The sequence below is a fragment of the Chenggangzhangella methanolivorans genome (genome assembly GCF_042648545.1).
GTDB lineage: Bacteria > Pseudomonadota > Alphaproteobacteria > Rhizobiales > Methylopilaceae > Methylopila > Methylopila methanolivorans.
The window spans coordinates 677,330-696,917 of sequence record NZ_JBHRXS010000006.1 but is presented as its reverse complement, the minus strand read 5'-3'; the positions used below and the strand labels follow the sequence as shown (position 1 = coordinate 696,917).

Below are 19,588 nucleotides of genomic sequence, written 5' to 3'. Positions count from 1 at the left end.
CTCGCGCGGCGTCCATTGAGATCGGAGAGGCGTTGCGAAATTGCTAGTGGCTTCTACTGCGCGCGAAACTGGGCTTCGGGCAAGCGCTCGGAAGCGATGCGGCGCGACTCGCGATCGAGCTCGATCGCGTCCTCGACGGTGGCCGGAGCCGCGCAGGGGAGCCGGCCGGCGGCGAGATCGAGCGTCGCCTCGACGATCCGCGGGATGTCCATGAAGCCGATGCGGCGCGCGAGAAACAGCGCGACCGCGACCTCGTTGGCCGCGTTCAGCACGGTCGCGGCCGCGCCGCCCGCGAGCAGCGCCGATCGCGCCAGGCCAAGGCACGGGAATCGCGCGAGGTCCGGCGCCTCGAAAGTGAACTGCCCGAGCGCGACCAGATCGAGCCGGACCGCCGGCGTCGCGAGCCGCTCGGGATGGCCGAGCGTGTGGGCGATCGGCACGCGCATGTCGGGGGAGGCGAGGCCGGCGGTCACCGCGCCGTCGCGGAACGTCACCAGCCCGTGGATCGCCGACTGCGGATGCACGACCACGTCGAGCCGCTCGCCCGCGATTGCGAAGATGTGATGCGCCTCGATGAGCTCGAGGCCCTTGTTCATCAGCGTGGCGGAATCGATCGTGATCTTCGCGCCCATCGACCAGGTCGGGTGGCGCAGCGCGTCTTCCGGCCGGGCGGCCGCGATTCTGGCCGCGTCCCAGGTCCGGAACGGTCCGCCGGACGCCGTCAGGGTCATGGTCTCGACGGCGTCGATCCCCTGCCCTCCGAGCGCCTGCAGCAGCGCGTTGTGCTCGCTGTCGACCGGAAGGAGCGTCGCGCCGGCCTCTGCGACCTCGGCCATGAAGGCCGTCCCGGCGCAGACGAGGCATTCCTTGGTGGCGATCGCCACGACGCCGCCGCGCCGCACCGCCGCGACCGTCGGGGCGAGCCCCGCGGCGCCCGCGATCGCCGCCATGGTCCAGTCGACGGGAACGGCTGCCGCGTCCACGACCGCCTGCGGGCCGGCCGACGCCGCGACGCCCGATCCGTCGAGCAGGCGACGCAGCTCCTCGCCCTGCCGCTCGTCGGCGATCGCGGCGCGCCGGGCGCCGAGCCGCACCGCCACCTCGGCGAGCGCCGCGGCGTCCCGGCCGCCGACCAGCGCCTCGACCTCGAATCGATCGGAATGGCGTTCGAGCAGGTCGACCGTCGCGCCGCCGACCGACCCGGTCGCGCCGAGCACGGTGACGGAGCGTTTCGGGCCGGCTGGGCTCACCACCGCAGCAGCCCCTGCCCCGCGCCGTCGAGGCCGCCGCGCGCCACCCCGACCGCCGCCGCGATCGTCGCCGCCACGAGGAAACCGTCGAGCCGGTCCATCAGACCGCCATGGCCGGGAATGAGCTTGCTCGAATCCTTTGCGCCATAGACGCGCTTCACCCCGGACTCGAAAAGATCGCCGGCTTCGGCCGCAACCGACGCCACCAGGGCGACGATCGCGACTGGCCAGAGCGTGGTCGCGCCGGCGGCGGCCGCCACCGCCACGCCGGCCGCCACGCCGGCCGCCGCGCCGCCCACCGCGCCGGACCACGTCTTTTTCGGCGAGAGCCGCGGCGCGAGCTTCGGCCCGCCGACCGAGCGACCGACGAAAAACGCAGCGATGTCAGTGGCCCAGACCACCGCGAACAGCCAGACGGTGGCCGCGAGGCCGTCGACCGGGTCGCGGCGCAGCAGCATCGCCCCGACGAAGGCCGCGGCCCCGTAGGGCACCGCCGCCGCCGCCACCAGGACAGGGCGCGCCGCGAACGCCGCCGCGCCCGCGCCGAGCGCCAGAACCGCTGCGATCAGAAGCGGCGCGACCGCGAGATAGAGCGAGAGCCCGAGCGCCGCGCCCGCGATCGCGAGCGTCACCGCCACGATCCGGGCGGCCCGCCGCCGCGCGACGGGCTCGGCCGCCGTGAGCCAGGCCCACTCGACCCCCACCGCCACGCCGGCGAGCGTCCAGAAGGCGACGAAGGGCAGCCCGCCCGAATAGGCGGTGGCGAGCGCCGCCGCGATCATCACGACCGCCGACGCCGTGCGCAGCACGAGCTCCGAGACGCGCCCGGCGGCCGGGCGCCCGGTGGTCACGCCCCTGCCCGCGCGGTGCGTCCGCCATAGCGGCGCTGGCGCGCGCTGAAGCTCGCGAGCGCCTCCTCGAAGGCCGCCTTGTCGAAGTCGGGCCAGTGAAGAGGAAGGAACACGAACTCGGCGTAAGCGCTTTGCCAGAGAAGGAAATTCGAAATCCGGAGCTCGCCGCTCGTGCGGATCACGAGATCCGGATCCGGAATGTTGGCGGTGTCGAGATGGTCGGCCACGACGCCGACGTCGATCGCTTCCGGCGCGAGCTTGCCGTCGCGCACGGCCTCCGCGATGCGGCGGACCGCCGAGACGATCTCCTGCCGGCCGCCATAGTTGAACGCCACCACGAGCTGGAGTCCTGAATTGCCGCGCGTGCGCGCCTCGGCCTCTTCCAGCAGGCCGAGGATGTCGCTCGGCAATCCCGCGCGCTCGCCGATGACCTTCACCCTCACCTCGCCCTTGTGGAGCTCGGCGAGGTCGCGCCGCATGAAGAGGCGCAGCAGGTTCATGAGGTCGGAGACCTCCTCGACCGGCCGCGACCAGTTCTCGGCCGAGAAGGAGTAGAGCGTGAGATGCCTCACCCCGAGCTCATGGGCGGCCCGCACCGCGCGCCGCAGCGCCTCAACGCCGCGCCGGTGCCCTTCGACCCTCGGCAAGCCGCGCGCCGCGGCCCAGCGGCCGTTGCCGTCCATGATGATGGCGACGTGCCGCGGCGCGGCGCCCGCGCCGTCCGGAGCGAGGTCGCTTGCGGTCCATTTCTGGAGGTTCGTGGAGGACATCGCGCAGGCGCCTGAATGGAGAAGCGGAAGTCCTGTCCGGTCGTCGCCGGCGCGGACGCCGGCGCCCGAGTCGGTCAGCCTTCAGGCTATCACACCTGAAGAATATCCTTTTCCTTGGCCGCGACCGCCTCGTCGATCTCGGCCACGGCCGCGTCCGTCGCCTTCTGGACCTGGTCGGAGAGCTTAACGTGCTCGTCCTCGGAGACGTCGCCGTCTTTCTCGGCCTTCTTCAGTACGTCGAGGCCGTCGCGCCGCACATGGCGGACGGCGACGCGCTGGTTCTCGGCGTATTTGTGCGCGACCTTGACGAGCTCCTTGCGCCGGTCGGCGTTGAGCTCGGGCAGCGGGATGCGCAGCAACTGGCCTTCGGTGATCGGGTTGAGGCCGAGATTGGCCTCGCGGATCGCCTTCTCGACCGCGCCCGTCATCGAGCGGTCCCAGACCTGCACCGAGAGCATGCGGGCTTCCGGCACGCTGACGGTCGCGACCTGGTTGAGCGGCATTTCGGCGCCGTAGGCCTTGACCGTCACCGGATCGAGCAGGTTCGCCGAGGCGCGGCCGGTGCGCAGGCCCGCGAGGTCGGTCTTCAGCGACGAGACGGCGCCGGCCATGCGGCGCTTGATGTCTTCGATGTCGAACTTGCCGTCGGACATGGGGACTTGGGGCCTTTCTTCTTCGGCCTTGGGGCGGTGGGACCCGCCTCTAGCGGCTCGTGACGGTGGTCACGCGTCCTCCGCCGCAGACCGCCGCCAGGATCGAGCCGGGCTCGTGAATGGAGAAGACGATTACCGGAAGCGCGTTCTCGCGCGCAAGCGCGAAGGCCGCGGTGTCCATGACCTTGAGGTCCTTATGGATGACCTCGTCATGAGTGATGCGGTCGTAGCGGACCGCCGACGGATCCTTCTTCGGATCGGCCGAATAGACGCCGTCGACGTTGGTCGCCTTGAGCAGCGCCTCGCAGCCGGTCTCGATGGCGCGGAGCGCCGCGGCCGTGTCGGTGGTGAAGAACGGATTGCCCGTGCCGGCCGCGAAGATCACGATGCGGCCGCGGTCGAGATGGGCGAGCGCGCGCGGGCGCGTGTAGGTTTCGGCGACCGCCGAGATGTCGAGCGCCGAGAGCACCCGGGCCTGCGCGCCCTGCCGCATGACGGCGGCATGGAGCGCGAGCGCGTTCATCACGGTGGCGAGCATGCCCATGTAGTCGCCGGTCGCCCGGTCGACGCCCTGACCCGACACCTGCACGCCGCGGAAGATGTTGCCGCCGCCGACGACGACCGCGAGCTCGACTCCCAGCGCATGTGTCGCCGCGAGATCCGCGGCGATCTGGTCCACGGTCGGCTGATGAAGGCCGAAACCGGCGGGGCCCATGAGGGCCTCGCCGGACACCTTGACGAGGACTCTTTTGTAGAGGGGCTCAGCCATCTCTCGAGAGTCCTCCGCCGTCACCCCTTCACGCCCGACGCGGCCGCGACCTCGGCGGCGAAGTCGGTCTCTTCCTTCTCGACGCCCTCGCCGAGCGCGAGACGGACGAAGCCCGTCACCTTGATCGGCGCGCCGACCTCGGCCTCGGCCGCCTTCACCGCCTGCGCGACGGTCTTCGAGGTGTCGTGCACGAAGGGCTGCTCGAGGAGGGTGGCCTCCTTGTAGAAGCTCTTGATGCCGCTCTCCACGATCTTCGCGATCACGGCCTCGGGCTTGCCGCCCTCGCGCGCCTTGTCGGCGAGCACGGTCTTCTCGCGCTCGACCACGGCGGGATCGATCGAGCCGGCGTCAAGGCCGGCCGGGTTGGTGGCTGCGACATGCATCGCGACCTGACGGCCGAGCGCGGCCAGCGGCTCCGTCTTGCCCTCGGACTCGAGCGCGACCAGAACCGCGATCTTGCCGAGGTTCGGCGCGACCTGGCCGTGGACATAGGTGCCGATGACGCCGCTCGACACCGAAAGCGCGGCCGCGCGACGAAGCGTCATGTTCTCGCCGATCTTGCCGATCGTCGCCTGGACCTTCTCGGCGACCGTGCCGCCGCCCGGATAGGACGCGGCGAGAATCGCCTCGACGTCCTCGCCGACGCCGAGCGCGACGGTCGCGATCGAGGTGACCATCTCCTGGAACTCGGGGTTGCGGGCCACGAAATCGGTCTCGGAGTTCACCTCGACGGCGACCGCCTTGGCTCCGTCGCCGGCGAGCGCCACGAGGCCTTCGGCGGCCGTGCGGCCGGCCTTCTTGGCGGCCTTGGCCAGACCCTTCTTGCGAAGCCAGTCGACCGCGGCCTCGATGTCGCCCTCGACCTCGTTCAGCGCGTTCTTGCAGTCCATCATGCCGGCGCCGGTAGCTTCGCGAAGCTCCTTCACCATGGCGGCGGTGATGTTGGCCATATCGATCCTCAGCAAACATACGTCGTCGCCCGGAACGACGTCCGGGCGACGGAAATGAACATCAAACGTCCGTCGCTAACGTGACGGACGGACGAAAAACCGTCAGGCCGCGAGGCTGGCGAGCTGCTCGCGCGCCTGGGCGACCCAGCCCTCGCGCTCGAAACGGCCGTTGAGCTTCATGTCGCCGTCGGCCTTGGAGACGTCGACCGGGCTCATCGCGGCGATCTGCCAGTAGTGGTAGATGCCGTACTCGTTGAGCTTCTGCTCGAGCTGCGGGCCGACGCCCGAGAGCTTCGACAGATCGTCCGGAGCGCCACGCGGAGCGGCGATGAGCTCGAAGCTCTCCTCGACGGTCTCGACCGGCGCGTCGGAGGTCGCGACCACCGCGGCCTCGGCCTCGTCGGCGAGCACGGGCTCGATCACCGGAGCCTCCTGAGCGCCGAGGTCGACGCCCGAGTCGCCCTGGCCGCGGCCGATGCCGTCAAGCGCGGCGCGGGCGATCAGGTCGCCATAGAGCGCGAGCGCGCGGCCGGCGTCGTCGTTGCCCGGGATCGGATAGGTGATGCCTTCGGGATCGGAATTGGTGTCGAGGATCGCGGCGACCGGGATCCCGAGACGGCGGGCCTCCTGGACGGCGATCTGCTCCTTGTTGGTGTCGATCACGAAGATGAGGTTCGGCAGGCCGCCCATGTCCTTGATGCCGCCGAGCGTCTTCTCGAGCTTGTCGCGCTCGCGCGACAGGGTGAGGCGCTCCTTCTTGGTGAAGCCGTGGGCTTCGCCGCCGAGCATCTCTTCGAGTTTGCGCAGGCGCTGGATCGAGCCGGAGATCGTCTTCCAGTTGGTCAGCATGCCGCCGAGCCAGCGGGAGTTCACGAAATACTGGGCCGAACGACGGGCCGAGTCGGCCACGACGTCGGCGGCCTGGCGCTTGGTGCCGACGATGAGGACGCGGCCGCCGCCGGCGACGACGTCCGACACCGCCTGCAGCGCGCGGGCGAGCAGCGGCACGGTCTGGGCGAGGTCGATGATGTGGATGTTGTTGCGGACGCCGAAGATGTACGGGCCCATCTTCGGGTTCCAGCGGTGGGCCTGATGGCCGAAGTGCACGCCGGCCTCGAGGAGCTGGCGCATCGTGAAGTCAGGGGAAGCCATTCGTCAGTTCTCCGGTTTTCGCCTCCGCGGGGGTTCGACGGAGCCCATGGGCTGGACCCCGATCCGGAACGGCTTGGTTCTCGCCGTCAATTCCCGCGTGTGGAATGGCGCGGCTTATAGGCGGAACGGAGGGAAAAAGGCAAGGGCGCGGAGCGTCGGATCCGGCCTGAAGCGGCCGCTGCGGCCGCCACGCCTGTTCACAGGCATGTCCGGCAACGGCAAGCGCCGTCTTTCGGACGCCGCCGAAGGGGCTCCCTGACCGACCGCCCTCCCCCGTCAGGCGGCCTCGACCGCCACCACGCCCGGCACCGTCTTGAGCGCGCCCGCGACCTGCGGCGAGACGCGATAGCGGCCCGGCAGCCGGATCTCGACCTCCGTGCCGGCCTCGAGCAGCATCACGAGCGAGACCTCGCCGTCGCCCTGCTCGAGCCGCTTCTGGAGCGCCTCGTAGGGCTCGGGACCGCGCAGGAACACGCGCACCGACTTCTGCTGGCGCTCGGCGGCGCGGTCGAGCGGCTCGACCCCTTCGAGACGGATGCGGACCTCGTCGCCCTCGAGCGCGGCGTTGACGGTGACGATGACGGGCGTGTTGGGCTCCAGCAGGTCGCGGTGGAGCGCGAGGCCTTCGGAGAAGATCACCGCCTCGTAGTGGCCGGTCGGGTCCGACAGGGTGACGATGCCCATGCGGTTGCCGGTCTTGGTCTTGCGCTCCTGGCGCGACAGGACGGTCGCGGCGAGGCGCCCGGCGGTCGCGCCCTGCTTCACGGCCGCGACGAATTCGGCGTAGCGCTTGACCCGCAGCCGGTCGAGCAGGCCGGCGTAGTCGTCGAGCGGGTGGCCCGAGAGAAAGAAGCCCACGGCCTCGTATTCGCGCTTCAGCCTCTCGCCCGCGGTCCAGGCCTCGTGCGGCTGCGGCCGGATCGGCTCGTCGGCCGCGCCGAAGAAATCCGACTGGCCGAGCGCCTCCCCACCCTTGGTGCGGGCCGCGGTCGCCATCACCGTCTCGACGCAAGCGAAGGCCGAGGCGCGGTCCGGCATCAGCGGATCGAGCGCGCCGGCCTGGACGAGGCTTTCGAGCCCGCGCTTGGGCAACGCCTTCACGTCGAGCCGCCGCGCGAAATCGTTGAGGTCGGAAAAGCCGCGCGCGCGCCGCTCGGCGACCAGCCCCTCGACGGCGGAGGCGCCGACGCCTTTGAGCGCCGCGAGCGCATAGAGGATCTCGCCGTTCTCGACGTCGAAGGCGACGTCGGAGCGGTTGACGTCGGGCGGGCGCACCGTGATGCCGAGGCGCACCGCCTCCTGGCGGAACTCCGCCAGCTTGTCGGTCGAGCCCATGTCGAGCGTCATGGAGGCGGCCATGAACTCGACCGGGTAGTTGGCCTTCAGATAGGCGGTCTGGTAGGCGACGAGCGCGTAGGCGGCCGCGTGGCTCTTGTTGAAGCCGTAGTCGGCGAACTTCGCCAGCAGGTCGAAGATCGTCGAGGCGTCGGCCTTGCCGATGCCGCCCGCCACGCAACCCGTGACGAAGCGCTCGCGCTGGGCGTCCATCTCGGCGCGGATCTTCTTGCCCATCGCGCGGCGCAGCATGTCGGCCTCGCCGAGCGTGTAGCCCGCGAGCGACTGCGCCGTCTGCATCACCTGTTCCTGATAGATGATGACCCCGAACGTCTCGCCGAGGATCGGCTCGAGCTTGGGGTGTGGATATTCGGGCTTCTCCTGCCCGTGCTTGCGCGCGCAATAGGTCGGGATGTTGGCCATCGGGCCCGGGCGGTAGAGCGCGACCAGCGCGATGATGTCCTCGAAGCGGTCGGGCTTCATGTCGGCGAGCGCGCGCCGCATTCCGGCGCTTTCGAGCTGGAACACGCCGACCGTCTCGCCGCGCGAGAGCATCTGGTAGGCGGCGGCGTCGTCGATCGGGATCTTGCCGAGGTCGATCTCGATCCCGCGGCGCTTCAGCAGCGCGACCGCGGTGGTGAGCGTCGTCAGCGTCTTCAGGCCGAGAAAGTCGAATTTCACCAGGCCCGCAGGCTCCACCCATTTCATGTTGAACTGGGTCACGGGCATGTCGGAGCGCGGGTCGCGGTAGAGCGGCACGAGCTCCGAAAGCGGACGGTCGCCGATCACGATGCCGGCCGCGTGGGTGGAGGCGTGTCGGTAGAGCCCCTCGAGCTTCAGCGCGATGTCGAGCATCCGCCCGACGGTCGGATCCTGTTCGCGCGCCTCGGCGAGCTTCGGCTCGTCCGTGACCGCCTGCTTCAGCGTCACGGGGTTGGCCGGGTTCTGCGGCACCAGCTTGCAGAGCTTGTCCACCTGCCCGTAGGGCATTTCGAGCACGCGACCGACGTCGCGCATCACGCCGCGCGCCTGCAGGGTGCCGAAGGTGATGATCTGCGCGACGCGGTCGTGTCCGTAGCGATCCTGCACGTAGCGGATCACCTCTTCGCGGCGGTCCTGGCAGAAGTCGATGTCGAAGTCGGGCATCGACACGCGTTCGGGATTGAGGAAGCGCTCGAACAGCAGGCCGAAACGCAACGGGTCGAGGTCGGTGATCGTGAGCGACCAGGCGACGAGCGATCCCGCGCCCGAGCCGCGGCCCGGGCCGACCGGAATGTCCTGCGCCTTCGCCCACTTGATGAAGTCCGAGACGATCAGGAAGTAGCCCGGGAACTTCATCCGCTCGATGACGCCCAGTTCGAAGTCGAGCCGCGACTCGTAGGTCTCGCGGTCGAGCCCCGGCGCGACGCCATGCGCCTCGAGCCGCGCCTTCAGACCCGCCACCGCCTGTGCGCGAAGCTCCGCCGCCTCGTCCTCGCCGGCGGTGAAGCGCGGCAGAATCGGCTTCTGCGTGCGCGGTCGATGCGCGCAGCGCCGCGCGATCTCGACCGTGTTTTCGAGCGCCTCGGGGAGGTCGGAGAACAGGGCCTTCATCTCGGCGCGCGACTTCAAAAAGTGCTCGGCCGACATCTGGCGGCGCTCGGTCTCGGCGAGCACGCGGCCCTCCGCGAGGCAGATCAGCGCGTCGTGGGATTCGTGGTCGGCTTTCTCGCCGAAGCGCGCGCCGTTGGTCGCCACGATCGGCAGGCCCGCGCCATAAGCGAGGTTGAGCAGGCCGCCCTCGACCGCCTTCTCGCCCGCCAGATCATGGCGCTGGATCTCGACATAGAGCGCGTCGCCATAGATCGCGGCGAGCCGATTGAGCCGAGCCGCCGCGACGTCGTCCGCGCCTTCGGCGAGCGCCCGGTCGATCGGCCCCTCGGGTCCGCCGGTGAGCGCGATCAGTCCCTCGCGATGGGCCTCGAGCAGGTCGACGGACACATGGGGCGCGGCGTCGCCCTCCCCGTCCAGGAAGGCGCGGCTCGAAAGCGCCATCAGGTTGCTGTAGCCGGCCGCCGAGCGCGAGAGCAGCACGATCGCGGGCGCGCGCTCCTCCTTCATCGGCCGACCGGAGCGCTGCTCGCGGTCCTTGAAATCGACGCTGAGCGTGAGGCCGACGATCGGCTGCACGCCGCCGCCGGACAGCTTCTCGGAGAATTCGAGCGCGCCGAACAGATTGTCGTCGACGAGCGCGATCGCGGGCTGGTGGTCGGCCTTGGCGAGAGCGGCGATCCGCGCGACCGTCAGCGCGCCTTCGAGCAGCGAGTAGGACGAGCGCACGTTGAGATGCACGAAGCCCGGGTCGGTCTTCAGGCCGGCGGTCGCGTCCAAATCCCGATCCTCCGTTCAGTCGGTCCCCACTCTAGCGGAGGCGCGGCCCCGAGCCGACGCTTCAGGGGCGCGCGCCCACAACAAATGGCCGCGTCAGACCGCCGCCAGCACGTCCGCCCACAGCGCGAGCGCGCCGATGAACGCCGCGACCGAGCAGAGCTCGAGGCAGCCGAACGCGAAGGACTTGACTTGATCGACGAACATCTTGATCTCCTCTTGGATCCTTTATGTTCCTTATCTGTTCCCATCTGCGGTCGCGAGTCAAGCGTCGCCGGGCCGAGCCGCGAGGTGCCGCCGGGACGACGGGAATCGCGGTTAGCGAAAGGTGAACGAAGGCCGGACGCCGGCCTCTTAGACGTCGACCACAAGCCCGTCGCGCAGCGTGATGCGGCGGTCGAGCGTGGCGGCGAGGTCGAGATTGTGGGTCGCGACGATGGCCGCGAGCCCGGACGCGCGGGCGAGCGAGGTCAGCGTCTTGAACACATAGGCCGAGGTCGTCGGGTCGAGATTGCCGGTCGGCTCGTCGGCGAGCAGCAGCCGCGGGGCGTTGGCGACCGCGCGGGCGATCGCGACGCGCTGCTGTTCGCCGCCTGAAAGCTCGGCCGGCCGATGCGTCAGCCGCGCGCCCAGGCCGAGATAGGCCAGGAGGTCGGCCGCGCGCTCGCGCGCCTCCTTCTCCTTCAGGCCTCGGATGACCTGCGGCAGCGTGACGTTCTCGAGCGCGGTGAACTCGGGCAGCAGGTGATGGAACTGATAGACGAAGCCCACCTGGTTGCGCCGCATCGCGGTGCGGGCGGCGTCGTCGAGCGTGGCGGTCGGGCGGCCCTCGATATAGACCTCGCCTCCGTCGGGCTTCTCGAGCAGCCCCGCGACATGCAGCAGGGTCGATTTGCCGGTGCCCGACGGCGCGATCAGCGCCACCACCTCGCCGGCCGCGATCGAGGCCGAGGCGCCGTTCAGCACCTCGAGCGACGCCTCGCCCTGCACGTAGCGTCGCACGACGTTCTCGAGCCGCAGCACAGGCTCTTCGGCGGCCGGATCCATGGGGTGGGACGCGTCGGTCATTCGTAGCGCAGCGCCTCGACAGGATCGAGCCTGGCGGCTCGCCAGGACGGGTAGAGCGTGGCGAAGACCGAGAGGAACAGCGCCATCAGCACCACCGAGGCGGTCTCGCGGGCGTTGGGATCGGCCGGGAGCTTGGAGAGGAAGTAGACCTCGGGCGAGAACAGCTCGGTGCCCGTGAGATACGCGAGGAAGGCGCGGATCGACTCGACGTTCCAGCACACGATCATGCCGAGCGCGAAGCCCGCGAGCGTGCCCACGACCCCGATCGACGCGCCGGTGATCAGGAAGATGCGCATCACCGAGCCGCTCGTCGCGCCCATGGTGCGCAGGATCGCGATGTCGCGGCCCTTGTCCTTCACCAGCATGATGAGGCCCGAGATGATGTTGAGCGCCGCCACCAGAACGATGAGGGTGAGGATGAGGAACATGACGTTCCGCTCGACCTCGAGCGCGGAGAAGAACGTCTTGTTCCGGTCGCGCCAGTCCAGAAGATAGATCTGGCGCCCGGCCGCGGCGTGAAGCTTGGGCTTCACCTCGTCGACGCGGTCTGGATGCTCGAGATAGATCTCGATCGAGGAGGCGTCGCCCTCGCGGTTGAAATAGGCCTGCGCCTCGGCGAAGGGCAGGAACACGAAGGCGCCGTCATATTCCGACATGCCGATCTCGAAGATCGCCTGCACCTGGTAGCCCTTGATGCGCGGGGTGACGCCCATCGGCGTCACGGCTCCGCGCGGGGAGACGAGCGAGATCGTGTCGCCGGCGCGCACGCCGAGCTGGTCGGCGAGGCGTCGGCCGATCAGCACGCCGCCGCCGTCGTCGAAGCCCTCGAGGCTGCCTTCCTTGATGGTGCGCGAGACGAGCTGAAGCTTGCCGAGATCCTGGCCGCGCAGGCCGCGCACCAGCACGCCGTTGGAGGCCGCGGGCGAGGAGGCGAGCGCCTGGCCTTCGACGAGCGGGATGGTGAACTTCACGCCCTCGACCTTGGCGAGGCGGTCGGCCACCTCTGCGTAGTCGGTCAGCGGCCCGTCGAGCGGCTGAACCACGACGTGGCCGTTCACTCCGAGAATCTTGTTGATGAGTTCGGTCCGGAACCCGTTCATCACCGCCATGACGATGATGAGGGTCGCGACGCCCAGCATGATCCCCACGAAGGAGAAGCCGGCGATGACCGAGATGAAGCCTTCCTTGCGGCGGGCGCGCAGGTAGCGGCCGGCGATCATCCACTCGAAGGCCGCGAAGGGCTTGGTGCCCTGCGGCTCGTGGTCGGTCGCGTCAGTGTTGGACATCGAACGGAAGACCGCGGGTTGGTGAAGGGGCGCTGGCCGCGCAGGCGCCCGGTGAGGCCGTGACGGCCTCTAAGCCTTGGAAATGCGACGGAACCAAGGAGGCCGCGGCCTTCGCGAATCGTCGGCGACGCCAGCCGTGCGGGAGATTGTGGACGGCGGCGGGGCGCCGCGCCAGCGCTCAGACCGCGCGCGGACGCCCGGCGGCGGCCAGAAGCGCCGTTACGCGATCGGCCGTCAGCGCGCCGGCGACGCAGGCGACGAGGAAGATCCAGCCCGACAGCGCGCCCGCATGGACGCCAGAAAGCAGCACGCCGACGGTGCAGCCGAGGCCCGTCATCGCGCCCCAGCCCATCAGCACGCCGCCGATGAGGCCGCGGGCCGCCTGGCCGGAGGTCGGCAATGCGGGCCGGAAACGCCCCGAGACGAGCGCGGCCGAGAAGCTGGCCGCCACCAGACCGACGACGAACAGTCCGTTGTCGGACAGAAGCGTCTCCTTCACCGCCGTCGCGCAGCCGCGCAGTCCGTCGAGACCGTGGAGCGTCGTCGGGAGCGCGCCGGCGGAGGCGGCGGCGGTGCGGGCGAGACTGCCGAGTTCGGCGGTGACGCCGAGCGGAGCGACGCGGAGATAGTAGAGCGTCGCGATCGCCCCCACGGCGAGGCCGGCCGGCAGAAACGGCCAGCGCTTATTGAACACCGCCGCAGCGAGCCCCTTCGCCGTCAGCGGGGTCGCGGGTTCGGACGGAATGGCGCGCCCAAGGCGGAGCGCCAGCACGGCAAGCGCAAGGAGCGCCGCGAGCGTCAGCAGCAGCGCGCCCGGATAGCCGAGGCTCGCCGGGAGCCAGACCGCCGGCGCCTCGGCGATCGCCGCGACGTAGATCGCGTTCCAGGTGGAGAAGCCGAGCGCGAAGCCGCCAAGCGCGCCGACAAGCGCGAAGGGCGAGGTCGGGGACCCCTCCCCCAGCCGGTAGAGATGGGCCGAGAGGCACGAGCCCGAGATCGCCATGCCGACGCCGAAGACGAACGCCGCGACCGCGAGCGCGGGACCCACGGGGCCAATATGGGCGGTCGGCGGCAGGCGCCCGCCAAAGGGGTTCGGCAGCCAGGCGCCGAACACCGCCGCATAGCCGATCGCGCCGAACCCAAGCGCCACGAGGATCGCGAGCGCGCCGCGCGGATCGCCCTCGCGGGTCAGGTCGCGGAGATTGCAGAGGAAGCAGAACCGGCCGCGCTGGAGCGCGATCCCGAAGGCCGCGCCCGCGAGCAGCGCAAAGGACTGGCGTCCGCCGGTCCCGGGTGCCTGGCCGAGGAGGTAGGCGGAGACGAGGATCACCAGAACGACGAACGCGGCCGAAGCGGCCGCGAGGGGTTTTGGCGATGGCAAGGGCGCTGGCGCTGTCGTCAAAGGCAGTCGGCTTTCGAAATTCCGAGGCGAAGGCGCCTCTTCCCTTCTCCCTTTGCGGGACAAGGGAAGAGGCGGCGGCCGGATGAGGGGCGCGGGCGGCGCCCTCGAAGGAGAGGTCGGAGGTTCCCCCTCGCCCTAACCCTCTCCCGCAAGGGGAGAGGGGAATGGCGACCGCGGCGGTCGCAATCAGGGAAAAGGACGGAGGCCCCGCCTCACTTGCCCTGCCATACGGTGCCGGTGAGGTTGGCGACCGGCACGCCGACCGAATTGCCGTATTCGGTCCAGGAGCCGTCGTAGTTCTTCACCTCGTAGCCCAGCACCTTGGCCAGCACGAACCAAGTGTGGCTGGAGCGCTCGCCGATGCGGCAGTAGACGATCGTGGGCTTGGATCCGTCGACGCCGGCGTCGGCATAGAGCTTCTTGAGCTCATCCTTCGACTTCAGCGTGCCGTCGGCGTTCACCGCCTTCGACCACGGCACGTTCTTGGCGCCCGGAACATGGCCGGCGCGGATCGACAGCTCCTTGGAGCCTTCCGGCGCGAAGATCTTGCCGGAGAACTCGTCGGGCGAGCGAATGTCGAGCAGCACCGAGCCCGTGTCGCCCTCGGCGACCTTGAGCACGTCGCCGAGGCGCGCGCGGACCTTTGCGTTGACCTGCGTCAGCTCGACTGAGCCCTTGGCGGCTTCGGGCGTTCCGGTGTCGAGCGGCAAGCCCTTGGCCTCCCAGACCTTGCGGCCGCCGTCGAGCAGCTTGACCCGGTCGCCGAGCCCGTAAGCCTCGAGCACCCAGGCTCCCCAGGCTGCGAACCAGTTGTTGTTGTCGCCGTAGAGAACGATCGTCGTGTCCTTGTCGACGCCGGCGCTCGACAGCAGCTTCTGCAGGTTCTCGCGGCTCGCGATGTCGCGCTTGATGGGATCGACGAGCTCGGAGTGCCAGCGGATGTTGGTCGCGCCCGGCACATGGCCGCGCTCATAGACGCCCGGGTCGACGCTGACCTCGAAGACCTTGACCTTCGGGTTCTTGAGATTGTCCGCCACCCAGTCGGCGGTGACGAGCGGCCCGGCCTGCGCGAAGGCGGTGCCCGCCGAAACGAGAAGCGCCGCGCCGGCGGCGGCGAAGGATTTGATGAAGCTCATGACCGTCTGTGGCCCCGTTCGGTTTACCGAACGAGACCGTGACAGAGTGCGGCCCAAACACAATCTATTAAATTAATGGATTTAATAACATGCGCGTGAACCGTCATGCTCGCGCCGTCGTGCGGGTCTCCAAGACGTCGTTCCAGCGCTCGACGCCTCTAGAAAGTCGCGGATGCCCGGCTGCCGACGGGCATGACGAAGGAAAAGCGGCGCCTGCCGCCTCAGCCCACGATCGCGTTCAAAGCCGCCTCGGGGCTCAGCGTCTGGGCCTCGCCCTCGCCTCGCCGCTTGAGCTCGACGACGCCGTCCTTCAGTCCCTTGGGCCCGACGACAAGACGCCACGGCAGGCCGATCAGGTCCGTGGTGGCGAATTTCGAGCCCGGGCGCTCGTCGGTGTCGTCGTAGAGCACATCGACGCCGGCGGTCTGGAGCTTGGCGTAGAGATCTTCGCAGACGGCGTCGCAGGCCGCGTCGCCGGGGCGCAGGTTCACGAGGCCGACGCGGAAGGGCGCGACGGCGTCCGGCCAGATGATGCCGGCCTCGTCATGGCTCGCCTCGATGATCGCCGCGGCGAGGCGAGAGGGCCCGATGCCGTAGGATCCCATATGCACCGGCGCCATGGCGCCGTCGGGGCCCGCCACCACGGCCTTCATGGGCTCGGAGTATTTCGTGCCGAAATAGAAGATGTGCCCGACCTCGATGCCGCGCGCCGAAACGCGCGCCTCTTCGGGCACGGCCGCGAAGGCGGCCTCGTCGTGCATCTCCTCGGTCGCCGCGTAGAGGCTCGTCCACTTGTCCACGATCGCCTGCAACGCCGCGGGATCCTGAAAATCGACGTCCTCGGCCGGCGTCTCGAAGTCCAGGAAATCCTTGTGGCAGAACACGGCGCTTTCGCCGGTCTTGGCCAGGATGATGAACTCGTGGGAAAGGTCGCCGCCGATCGGGCCGGTGTCGGCGCGCATCGGGATCGCCTTCATGCCGAGTCGGGCGAAGGTTCGCAGATACGCCACCACCATGCGGTTGTAGGAGACGCGCGCGCTGTCGGCGTCGAGGTCGAAACTGTAGGCGTCCTTCATCAGGAACTCGCGCGAGCGCATCACGCCGAAGCGGGGTCGCACCTCGTCCCGGAACTTCCACTGGATGTGGTAGAGGTTCTTCGGCAGATCCTTGTAGGAGCGCACGCCCGCGCGGAAGATCTCGGTGATCATCTCCTCGTTGGTCGGGCCGAACAGCATCTCGCGCTCGTGCCGGTCCTTGATGCGCAGCATCTCCTTGCCGTAGGCGTCGTAGCGGCCGCTCTCGCGCCAGAGGTCCGCAAGCTGGATCGTGGGCATCAGAAGCTCGATCGCCCCCGCCCTGTTCTGCTCCTCGCGCACCACGTCGCAGATCTTGTTGAGCACCCGCAGACCAAGCGGCAGCCAGGCGTAGATGCCGGCGGCCTCCTGCCGGATCATGCCGGCGCGCAGCATCAGCCGGTGGCTGACGATCTCGGCCTCTTTGGGCGCTTCGCGAAGAATCGGCAGGAAGAAGCGGCTGAGGCGCATTCGGGCAGGTTCCGGTGTGATCTGGGCCGCCGCGGGCCGGCGGTTGGGGCGGCGAGGCGCGCGACGAAACCCGATGCAGGTTCAAAACACAAGAGCGTGCGTGGAACGCGGCGCCTCCAAAATGAGGCGGTTTATCGGCGCCTCAATTTTTGGCGCCCATGCACAAAGTGGTGACAAGCAGAAAACTAGCCGTTAAGGTCGTCACATAACAAAGGGCCGGTCGACGACGTTGCCTCGTCGACTAAACCGCGGTCCAAGTCTTGGGAGGATGTCCATCGCGGCGCGCCGTTGGCCGTCGCCGCGCGAACCGGAGCCGAAGTCCCGCACCGCTCGCGGCCCGGATCGAAATGGACACAAGATGACCTTCAAGAAAGCAGGGCTCCGGCCTTGCTTTTTTTTGCCCCCGATTCCGATTTAGAGGGGCTTAACGCCCCACTCGACCAATCCTGAACCACCAGCGTCTTGGCCCGGCTTGACCGGATCAGCCGCCTTGCGCGTCGAGGTCTGCGACGACCACAGGTTTTCCGGTCAAGCCAAGGGCCGACGGGAAGGCCGTCGCCTTCCTGGAAAAGCGCTGACCCGAAGCGCTCAGCGAACCGGATCGAAGCGCGGCAGGAACGGGATCGAGTCCAGCGAGACGAGATGCTGCGTCAGCAGCACGAACAGGACCGCGAAGGCGGCGCTCGCGACCAGGGTCGTCAGCCCGAAGATGCGCAGCAGCCGCGGTCGAGCGGGAGCCGCGCCCTCGCTGCCGGGCGTGACCTCGCCCTCCTCGATCTGGCTGCGGACGCCGAAGGGCAGCACGGCGAACAGCGTCGTCCACCAGATGACGAAATAGACCGCGGCCCAGCTGATCGCCGAAAAGATCACGCCTGCTCGAGCTCGACCAGCGTGCCGAGCATGTCCTTGGGGTGAAGGAACAGCACGGGCTTGCCGTGCGCGCCGATCTTGGGCTCGCCGTCGCCGAGCACGCGTGCGCCTTCAGACTTTAGCTTGTCGCGCGCGACGATGATGTCGTCGACCTCGTAGCAGACGTGATGGATGCCGCCGGCCGGGGAGCGGTCGAGGAAGGCCTGGATCGGCGACTTTTCGCCGAGCGGCTCCAGCAGCTCGATCTTGGTGTTGGGCAGCTCGATGAACACGACCGTGACGCCGTGCTCGGGCTGCTCGGTCGCGGGCGTGACGGTCGCGCCGAGGGTGTCGCGGTAGACGGCGGTCGCCGCCGCGAGGTCCGGCACCGCGATCGCGACATGGTTCAGGCGGCCGATCATTCTTCACTCCCCGCGAACGTGCGGAAACAGACTGCGCGCTTCGAGACGGCCTCCTGCGGGGAAGCCCCCTCAGCATGAGGATGGTCGCCGATGGCATACACCACCTCCCTCATGCTGAGGAGCCGTCCAAAAGACGGCGTCTCGAGGCGCGCGATCGGGTGACCGAGGGCGCGATCCAAGACACGCGAGCGATAGCGATCGCGCGCTCCCCCCTCCGTCCGAAGTCGACAACCGCTCCGTGCGCCGATACCCCTTGCCGTCCTGCCGCATCGGGGAACCGCCTCGTGTCCGCGATCATCGAGAAGCTGCACGCAACCTTCGCGCGGCGCGAAACGCCGGAAACCGTGGCGGAGCTCGTCGCGGAAGCGCTGCCGGACGCCGACCGGCGACTGCATGGCCTGCTCGACAAAGCCCGCCGCGGCTCGATCGGGCGACGGTTCGGCTGGTCGTCGATGTCGACGAATTTTGCGGCCCCGCCCGACGCGGCCAAGCAGATCGCCAAGGCGGCCGAACTGGCGGAGCTTTTTCTCGGCGAAGCGCTTCCTTCCGGCGAAGCCGTCGACAGCGCCGGCGCGGCGGACGCCGCCGACGCCCTCTCCGCCCTGATCGGACGCAAGCCTGGCGCAGGATTTCGCCATGGTCGGACCGATCGGGCAGCCCGCTCCGCGGCGGGTCTTGAGCTTTCGCGGCGGCGTTACACGAAGCTCTTTCGTCTGGCGGTGCGGCTCGAGGAGAAGTCGGCGCGCCTCGCCGACGTTGAGGCGCGCGCGGGCCTCATCCTGGTCGGCAAGGCCGCGCTCGCGCCGCGCCTCGCGCTCGACGATCTCGGCGACGACGCGCCGACAGCGGGCTTCGTCGCCTATTACGCCGCGCGGATGAAGCTGCGCTCGGAGTTCACCATCTTCGGGCAGCAGAAGCCGTTCGACCAGCTGAGCGAGGCGCTGCTCGCCCTCTGCGGCCAGAGGCCAGAGGCCACGCGCTGGTTCGCGGTCGCGCATGTCTTTCCGCGCGAGGACGTGCTGGCGCGGCTGACCGATCACGAGAAGGGCCGGCTGCTCGGCCAGTGGTTCGCGATTCTCGACATGACGGCCGAGCGGCTGAAGCGCGCGAGCGAGGAGACGCGCATCGACATGCACGACATGATCGTGCGCCAAGGCAACGACTCTTCCACCTGGAACCTGCTCGCCGGCGCCTGGAACCGGGCGCGCGACCACTGGATCGCGCTGGTGACCGCGATGGGCTTTGACGAGCTGTTCGACGAGATGATGCCGGGCAAGGTCATGCGCCTCATGGCCGGGGACGTCGCGCACTGGCATCGCTCGACCGGCGGCGGCGTGCATCCGGACACCGCCGTTTGGCGCGACCTGCCAAAGCCCTGGAGCGTGCTGCGCGGCGACGCGACATGCACGCGCGCGGACATCGAGGCCGCCTGCCGTCGGCGGGGCGTCGATCCGGAAACGTCGGGCTGGTCGGCGCCGCGGCCGCGCACGGACGTCTCGAAATTCCGGCCGACGCCGGAGCTCGTCCACGGCGTCGCGGTCAACAACCCCTATCTCGCCGCCTACCTGAAAAAGGCGCGCTGGTTCAGCGGCAAGGACGTCCGCTTCGTCTGGGTGGATTGACGGGGCCGTCCGTCCGCCGCCAGATGGACGCCCCGTAGCTCAGCGGCAGAGCGGGCGGCTCTGTCCCGCCTGGACGTCGGTTCGAATCCGACCGGGATTTTCGACGCGGGGCGGCTTCCGGAAGGAGCCGCCCTCGTTCGTTTCCAGAAACTGTCATCCCGG

16 protein-coding genes and 1 tRNA gene are annotated in these 19,588 nt (G+C 69.3%); 2 read left to right on the top strand and 15 right to left on the bottom strand.

The annotated features are described in order from the left end of the window. Positions 1–53: 53 nt before the first annotated feature. From dxr to mce, 15 genes are all read right to left on the bottom strand, one after another. The gene (gene dxr, locus ACFOWB_RS14765; protein WP_261402968.1) at positions 54–1,253 is read right to left on the bottom strand and encodes a 1-deoxy-D-xylulose-5-phosphate reductoisomerase; all 1,200 of its coding nucleotides are present in this window, start codon (positions 1,251–1,253) and stop codon (positions 54–56) included. Next, positions 1,247–2,101: a phosphatidate cytidylyltransferase gene (locus tag ACFOWB_RS14760; RefSeq protein ID WP_261402967.1), complete on the bottom strand. Its 855-nt coding sequence runs from the start codon at positions 2,099–2,101 to the stop codon at positions 1,247–1,249. The genes dxr and ACFOWB_RS14760 overlap by 7 nt, the downstream gene beginning before the upstream one ends. Then, positions 2,098–2,871: an isoprenyl transferase gene (locus ACFOWB_RS14755; RefSeq protein WP_261402966.1), complete on the bottom strand. Its 774-nt coding sequence runs from the start codon at positions 2,869–2,871 to the stop codon at positions 2,098–2,100. The genes ACFOWB_RS14760 and ACFOWB_RS14755 overlap by 4 nt, the downstream gene beginning before the upstream one ends. Before the next feature lie 89 nt (positions 2,872–2,960). Then, complete coding sequence (gene frr / locus ACFOWB_RS14750) at positions 2,961–3,524, bottom strand: ribosome recycling factor (RefSeq protein ID WP_261402965.1); 564 nt, start codon at positions 3,522–3,524, stop codon at positions 2,961–2,963. 49 nt (positions 3,525–3,573) lie between these two features. Beyond that, positions 3,574–4,293, bottom strand: coding sequence for a UMP kinase (gene pyrH, locus ACFOWB_RS14745; protein ID WP_261402964.1), 720 nt, complete (start codon positions 4,291–4,293; stop codon positions 3,574–3,576). Positions 4,294–4,313: 20 nt separating this feature from the next. Further along, positions 4,314–5,243 carry a translation elongation factor Ts gene (gene tsf, locus ACFOWB_RS14740; RefSeq protein ID WP_378148018.1) on the bottom strand — a complete coding sequence of 310 codons (930 nt, stop codon included), beginning with the start codon at positions 5,241–5,243 and terminating at the stop codon, positions 4,314–4,316. 102 nt (positions 5,244–5,345) lie between these two features. Further along, the gene (locus tag ACFOWB_RS14735) at positions 5,346–6,395 is read right to left on the bottom strand and encodes a 30S ribosomal protein S2 (protein WP_378148016.1); all 1,050 of its coding nucleotides are present in this window, start codon (positions 6,393–6,395) and stop codon (positions 5,346–5,348) included. A gap of 276 nt (positions 6,396–6,671) precedes the next feature. Beyond that, positions 6,672–10,100, bottom strand: coding sequence for a DNA polymerase III subunit alpha (gene dnaE / locus ACFOWB_RS14730; RefSeq protein ID WP_261402963.1), 3,429 nt, complete (start codon positions 10,098–10,100; stop codon positions 6,672–6,674). Between the two features lie 351 nt (positions 10,101–10,451). Continuing rightward, the gene (locus ACFOWB_RS14725; RefSeq protein WP_378148014.1) at positions 10,452–11,165 is read right to left on the bottom strand and encodes an ABC transporter ATP-binding protein; all 714 of its coding nucleotides are present in this window, start codon (positions 11,163–11,165) and stop codon (positions 10,452–10,454) included. Continuing rightward, positions 11,162–12,451: a lipoprotein-releasing ABC transporter permease subunit gene (locus tag ACFOWB_RS14720; protein WP_378148012.1), complete on the bottom strand. Its 1,290-nt coding sequence runs from the start codon at positions 12,449–12,451 to the stop codon at positions 11,162–11,164. Before ACFOWB_RS14720 ends, ACFOWB_RS14725 begins: the two co-directional genes overlap by 4 nt. A 178-nt stretch (positions 12,452–12,629) precedes the next feature. Beyond that, positions 12,630–13,832 (bottom strand): YeeE/YedE family protein, encoded by a 1,203-nt coding sequence (locus ACFOWB_RS14715; protein ID WP_378148010.1) that lies wholly within the window; start codon positions 13,830–13,832, stop codon positions 12,630–12,632. Positions 13,833–14,065: 233 nt separating this feature from the next. Then, the gene (locus tag ACFOWB_RS14710; protein WP_261402959.1) at positions 14,066–14,989 is read right to left on the bottom strand and encodes a sulfurtransferase; all 924 of its coding nucleotides are present in this window, start codon (positions 14,987–14,989) and stop codon (positions 14,066–14,068) included. Positions 14,990–15,210: 221 nt separating this feature from the next. Continuing rightward, positions 15,211–16,533, bottom strand: a complete 1,323-nt coding sequence (proS, locus tag ACFOWB_RS14705) for a proline--tRNA ligase (RefSeq protein WP_378148007.1) — start codon at positions 16,531–16,533, stop codon at positions 15,211–15,213. Positions 16,534–17,121: 588 nt separating this feature from the next. Next, complete coding sequence (locus ACFOWB_RS14700) at positions 17,122–17,403, bottom strand: DUF1467 family protein (protein ID WP_261402958.1); 282 nt, start codon at positions 17,401–17,403, stop codon at positions 17,122–17,124. Beyond that, positions 17,400–17,804, bottom strand: coding sequence for a methylmalonyl-CoA epimerase (gene mce, locus ACFOWB_RS14695; protein ID WP_261402957.1), 405 nt, complete (start codon positions 17,802–17,804; stop codon positions 17,400–17,402). Before mce ends, ACFOWB_RS14700 begins: the two co-directional genes overlap by 4 nt. A 284-nt stretch (positions 17,805–18,088) precedes the next feature. Here mce and ACFOWB_RS14690 point away from each other — a divergent pair, with 284 nt between their 5' ends. Beyond that, a complete protein-coding gene (locus ACFOWB_RS14690) occupies positions 18,089–19,426 on the top strand; it encodes a hypothetical protein (RefSeq protein WP_378148004.1) in 1,338 nt (445 codons plus the stop codon). A 25-nt stretch (positions 19,427–19,451) separates the two neighbouring features. Beyond that, positions 19,452–19,527 (top strand) — tRNA-Gln (locus ACFOWB_RS14685). The last annotated feature ends 61 nt before the right edge of the window (positions 19,528–19,588 follow it).

What these genes read in the sequence shown, in the direction of transcription:
- pyrH (WP_261402964.1), bottom strand. Translation starts at nt 4,293, where the DNA reads ATGGCTGAGCCCCTCTACAAAAGAGTCCTCGTCAAGGTGTCCGGCGAG.
- frr (WP_261402965.1), bottom strand. Translation starts at nt 3,524, where the DNA reads ATGTCCGACGGCAAGTTCGACATCGAAGACATCAAGCGCCGCATGGCC.
- ACFOWB_RS14755 (WP_261402966.1), bottom strand. Translation starts at nt 2,871, where the DNA reads ATGTCCTCCACGAACCTCCAGAAATGGACCGCAAGCGACCTCGCTCCG.
- ACFOWB_RS14710 (WP_261402959.1), bottom strand. Translation starts at nt 14,989, where the DNA reads ATGAGCTTCATCAAATCCTTCGCCGCCGCCGGCGCGGCGCTTCTCGTT.
- tsf (WP_378148018.1), bottom strand. Translation starts at nt 5,243, where the DNA reads ATGGCCAACATCACCGCCGCCATGGTGAAGGAGCTTCGCGAAGCTACC.
- ACFOWB_RS14735 (WP_378148016.1), bottom strand. Translation starts at nt 6,395, where the DNA reads ATGGCTTCCCCTGACTTCACGATGCGCCAGCTCCTCGAGGCCGGCGTG.
- proS (WP_378148007.1), bottom strand. Translation starts at nt 16,533, where the DNA reads ATGCGCCTCAGCCGCTTCTTCCTGCCGATTCTTCGCGAAGCGCCCAAA.
- ACFOWB_RS14720 (WP_378148012.1), bottom strand. Translation starts at nt 12,451, where the DNA reads ATGTCCAACACTGACGCGACCGACCACGAGCCGCAGGGCACCAAGCCC.
- mce (WP_261402957.1), bottom strand. Translation starts at nt 17,804, where the DNA reads ATGATCGGCCGCCTGAACCATGTCGCGATCGCGGTGCCGGACCTCGCG.
- ACFOWB_RS14725 (WP_378148014.1), bottom strand. Translation starts at nt 11,165, where the DNA reads ATGACCGACGCGTCCCACCCCATGGATCCGGCCGCCGAAGAGCCTGTG.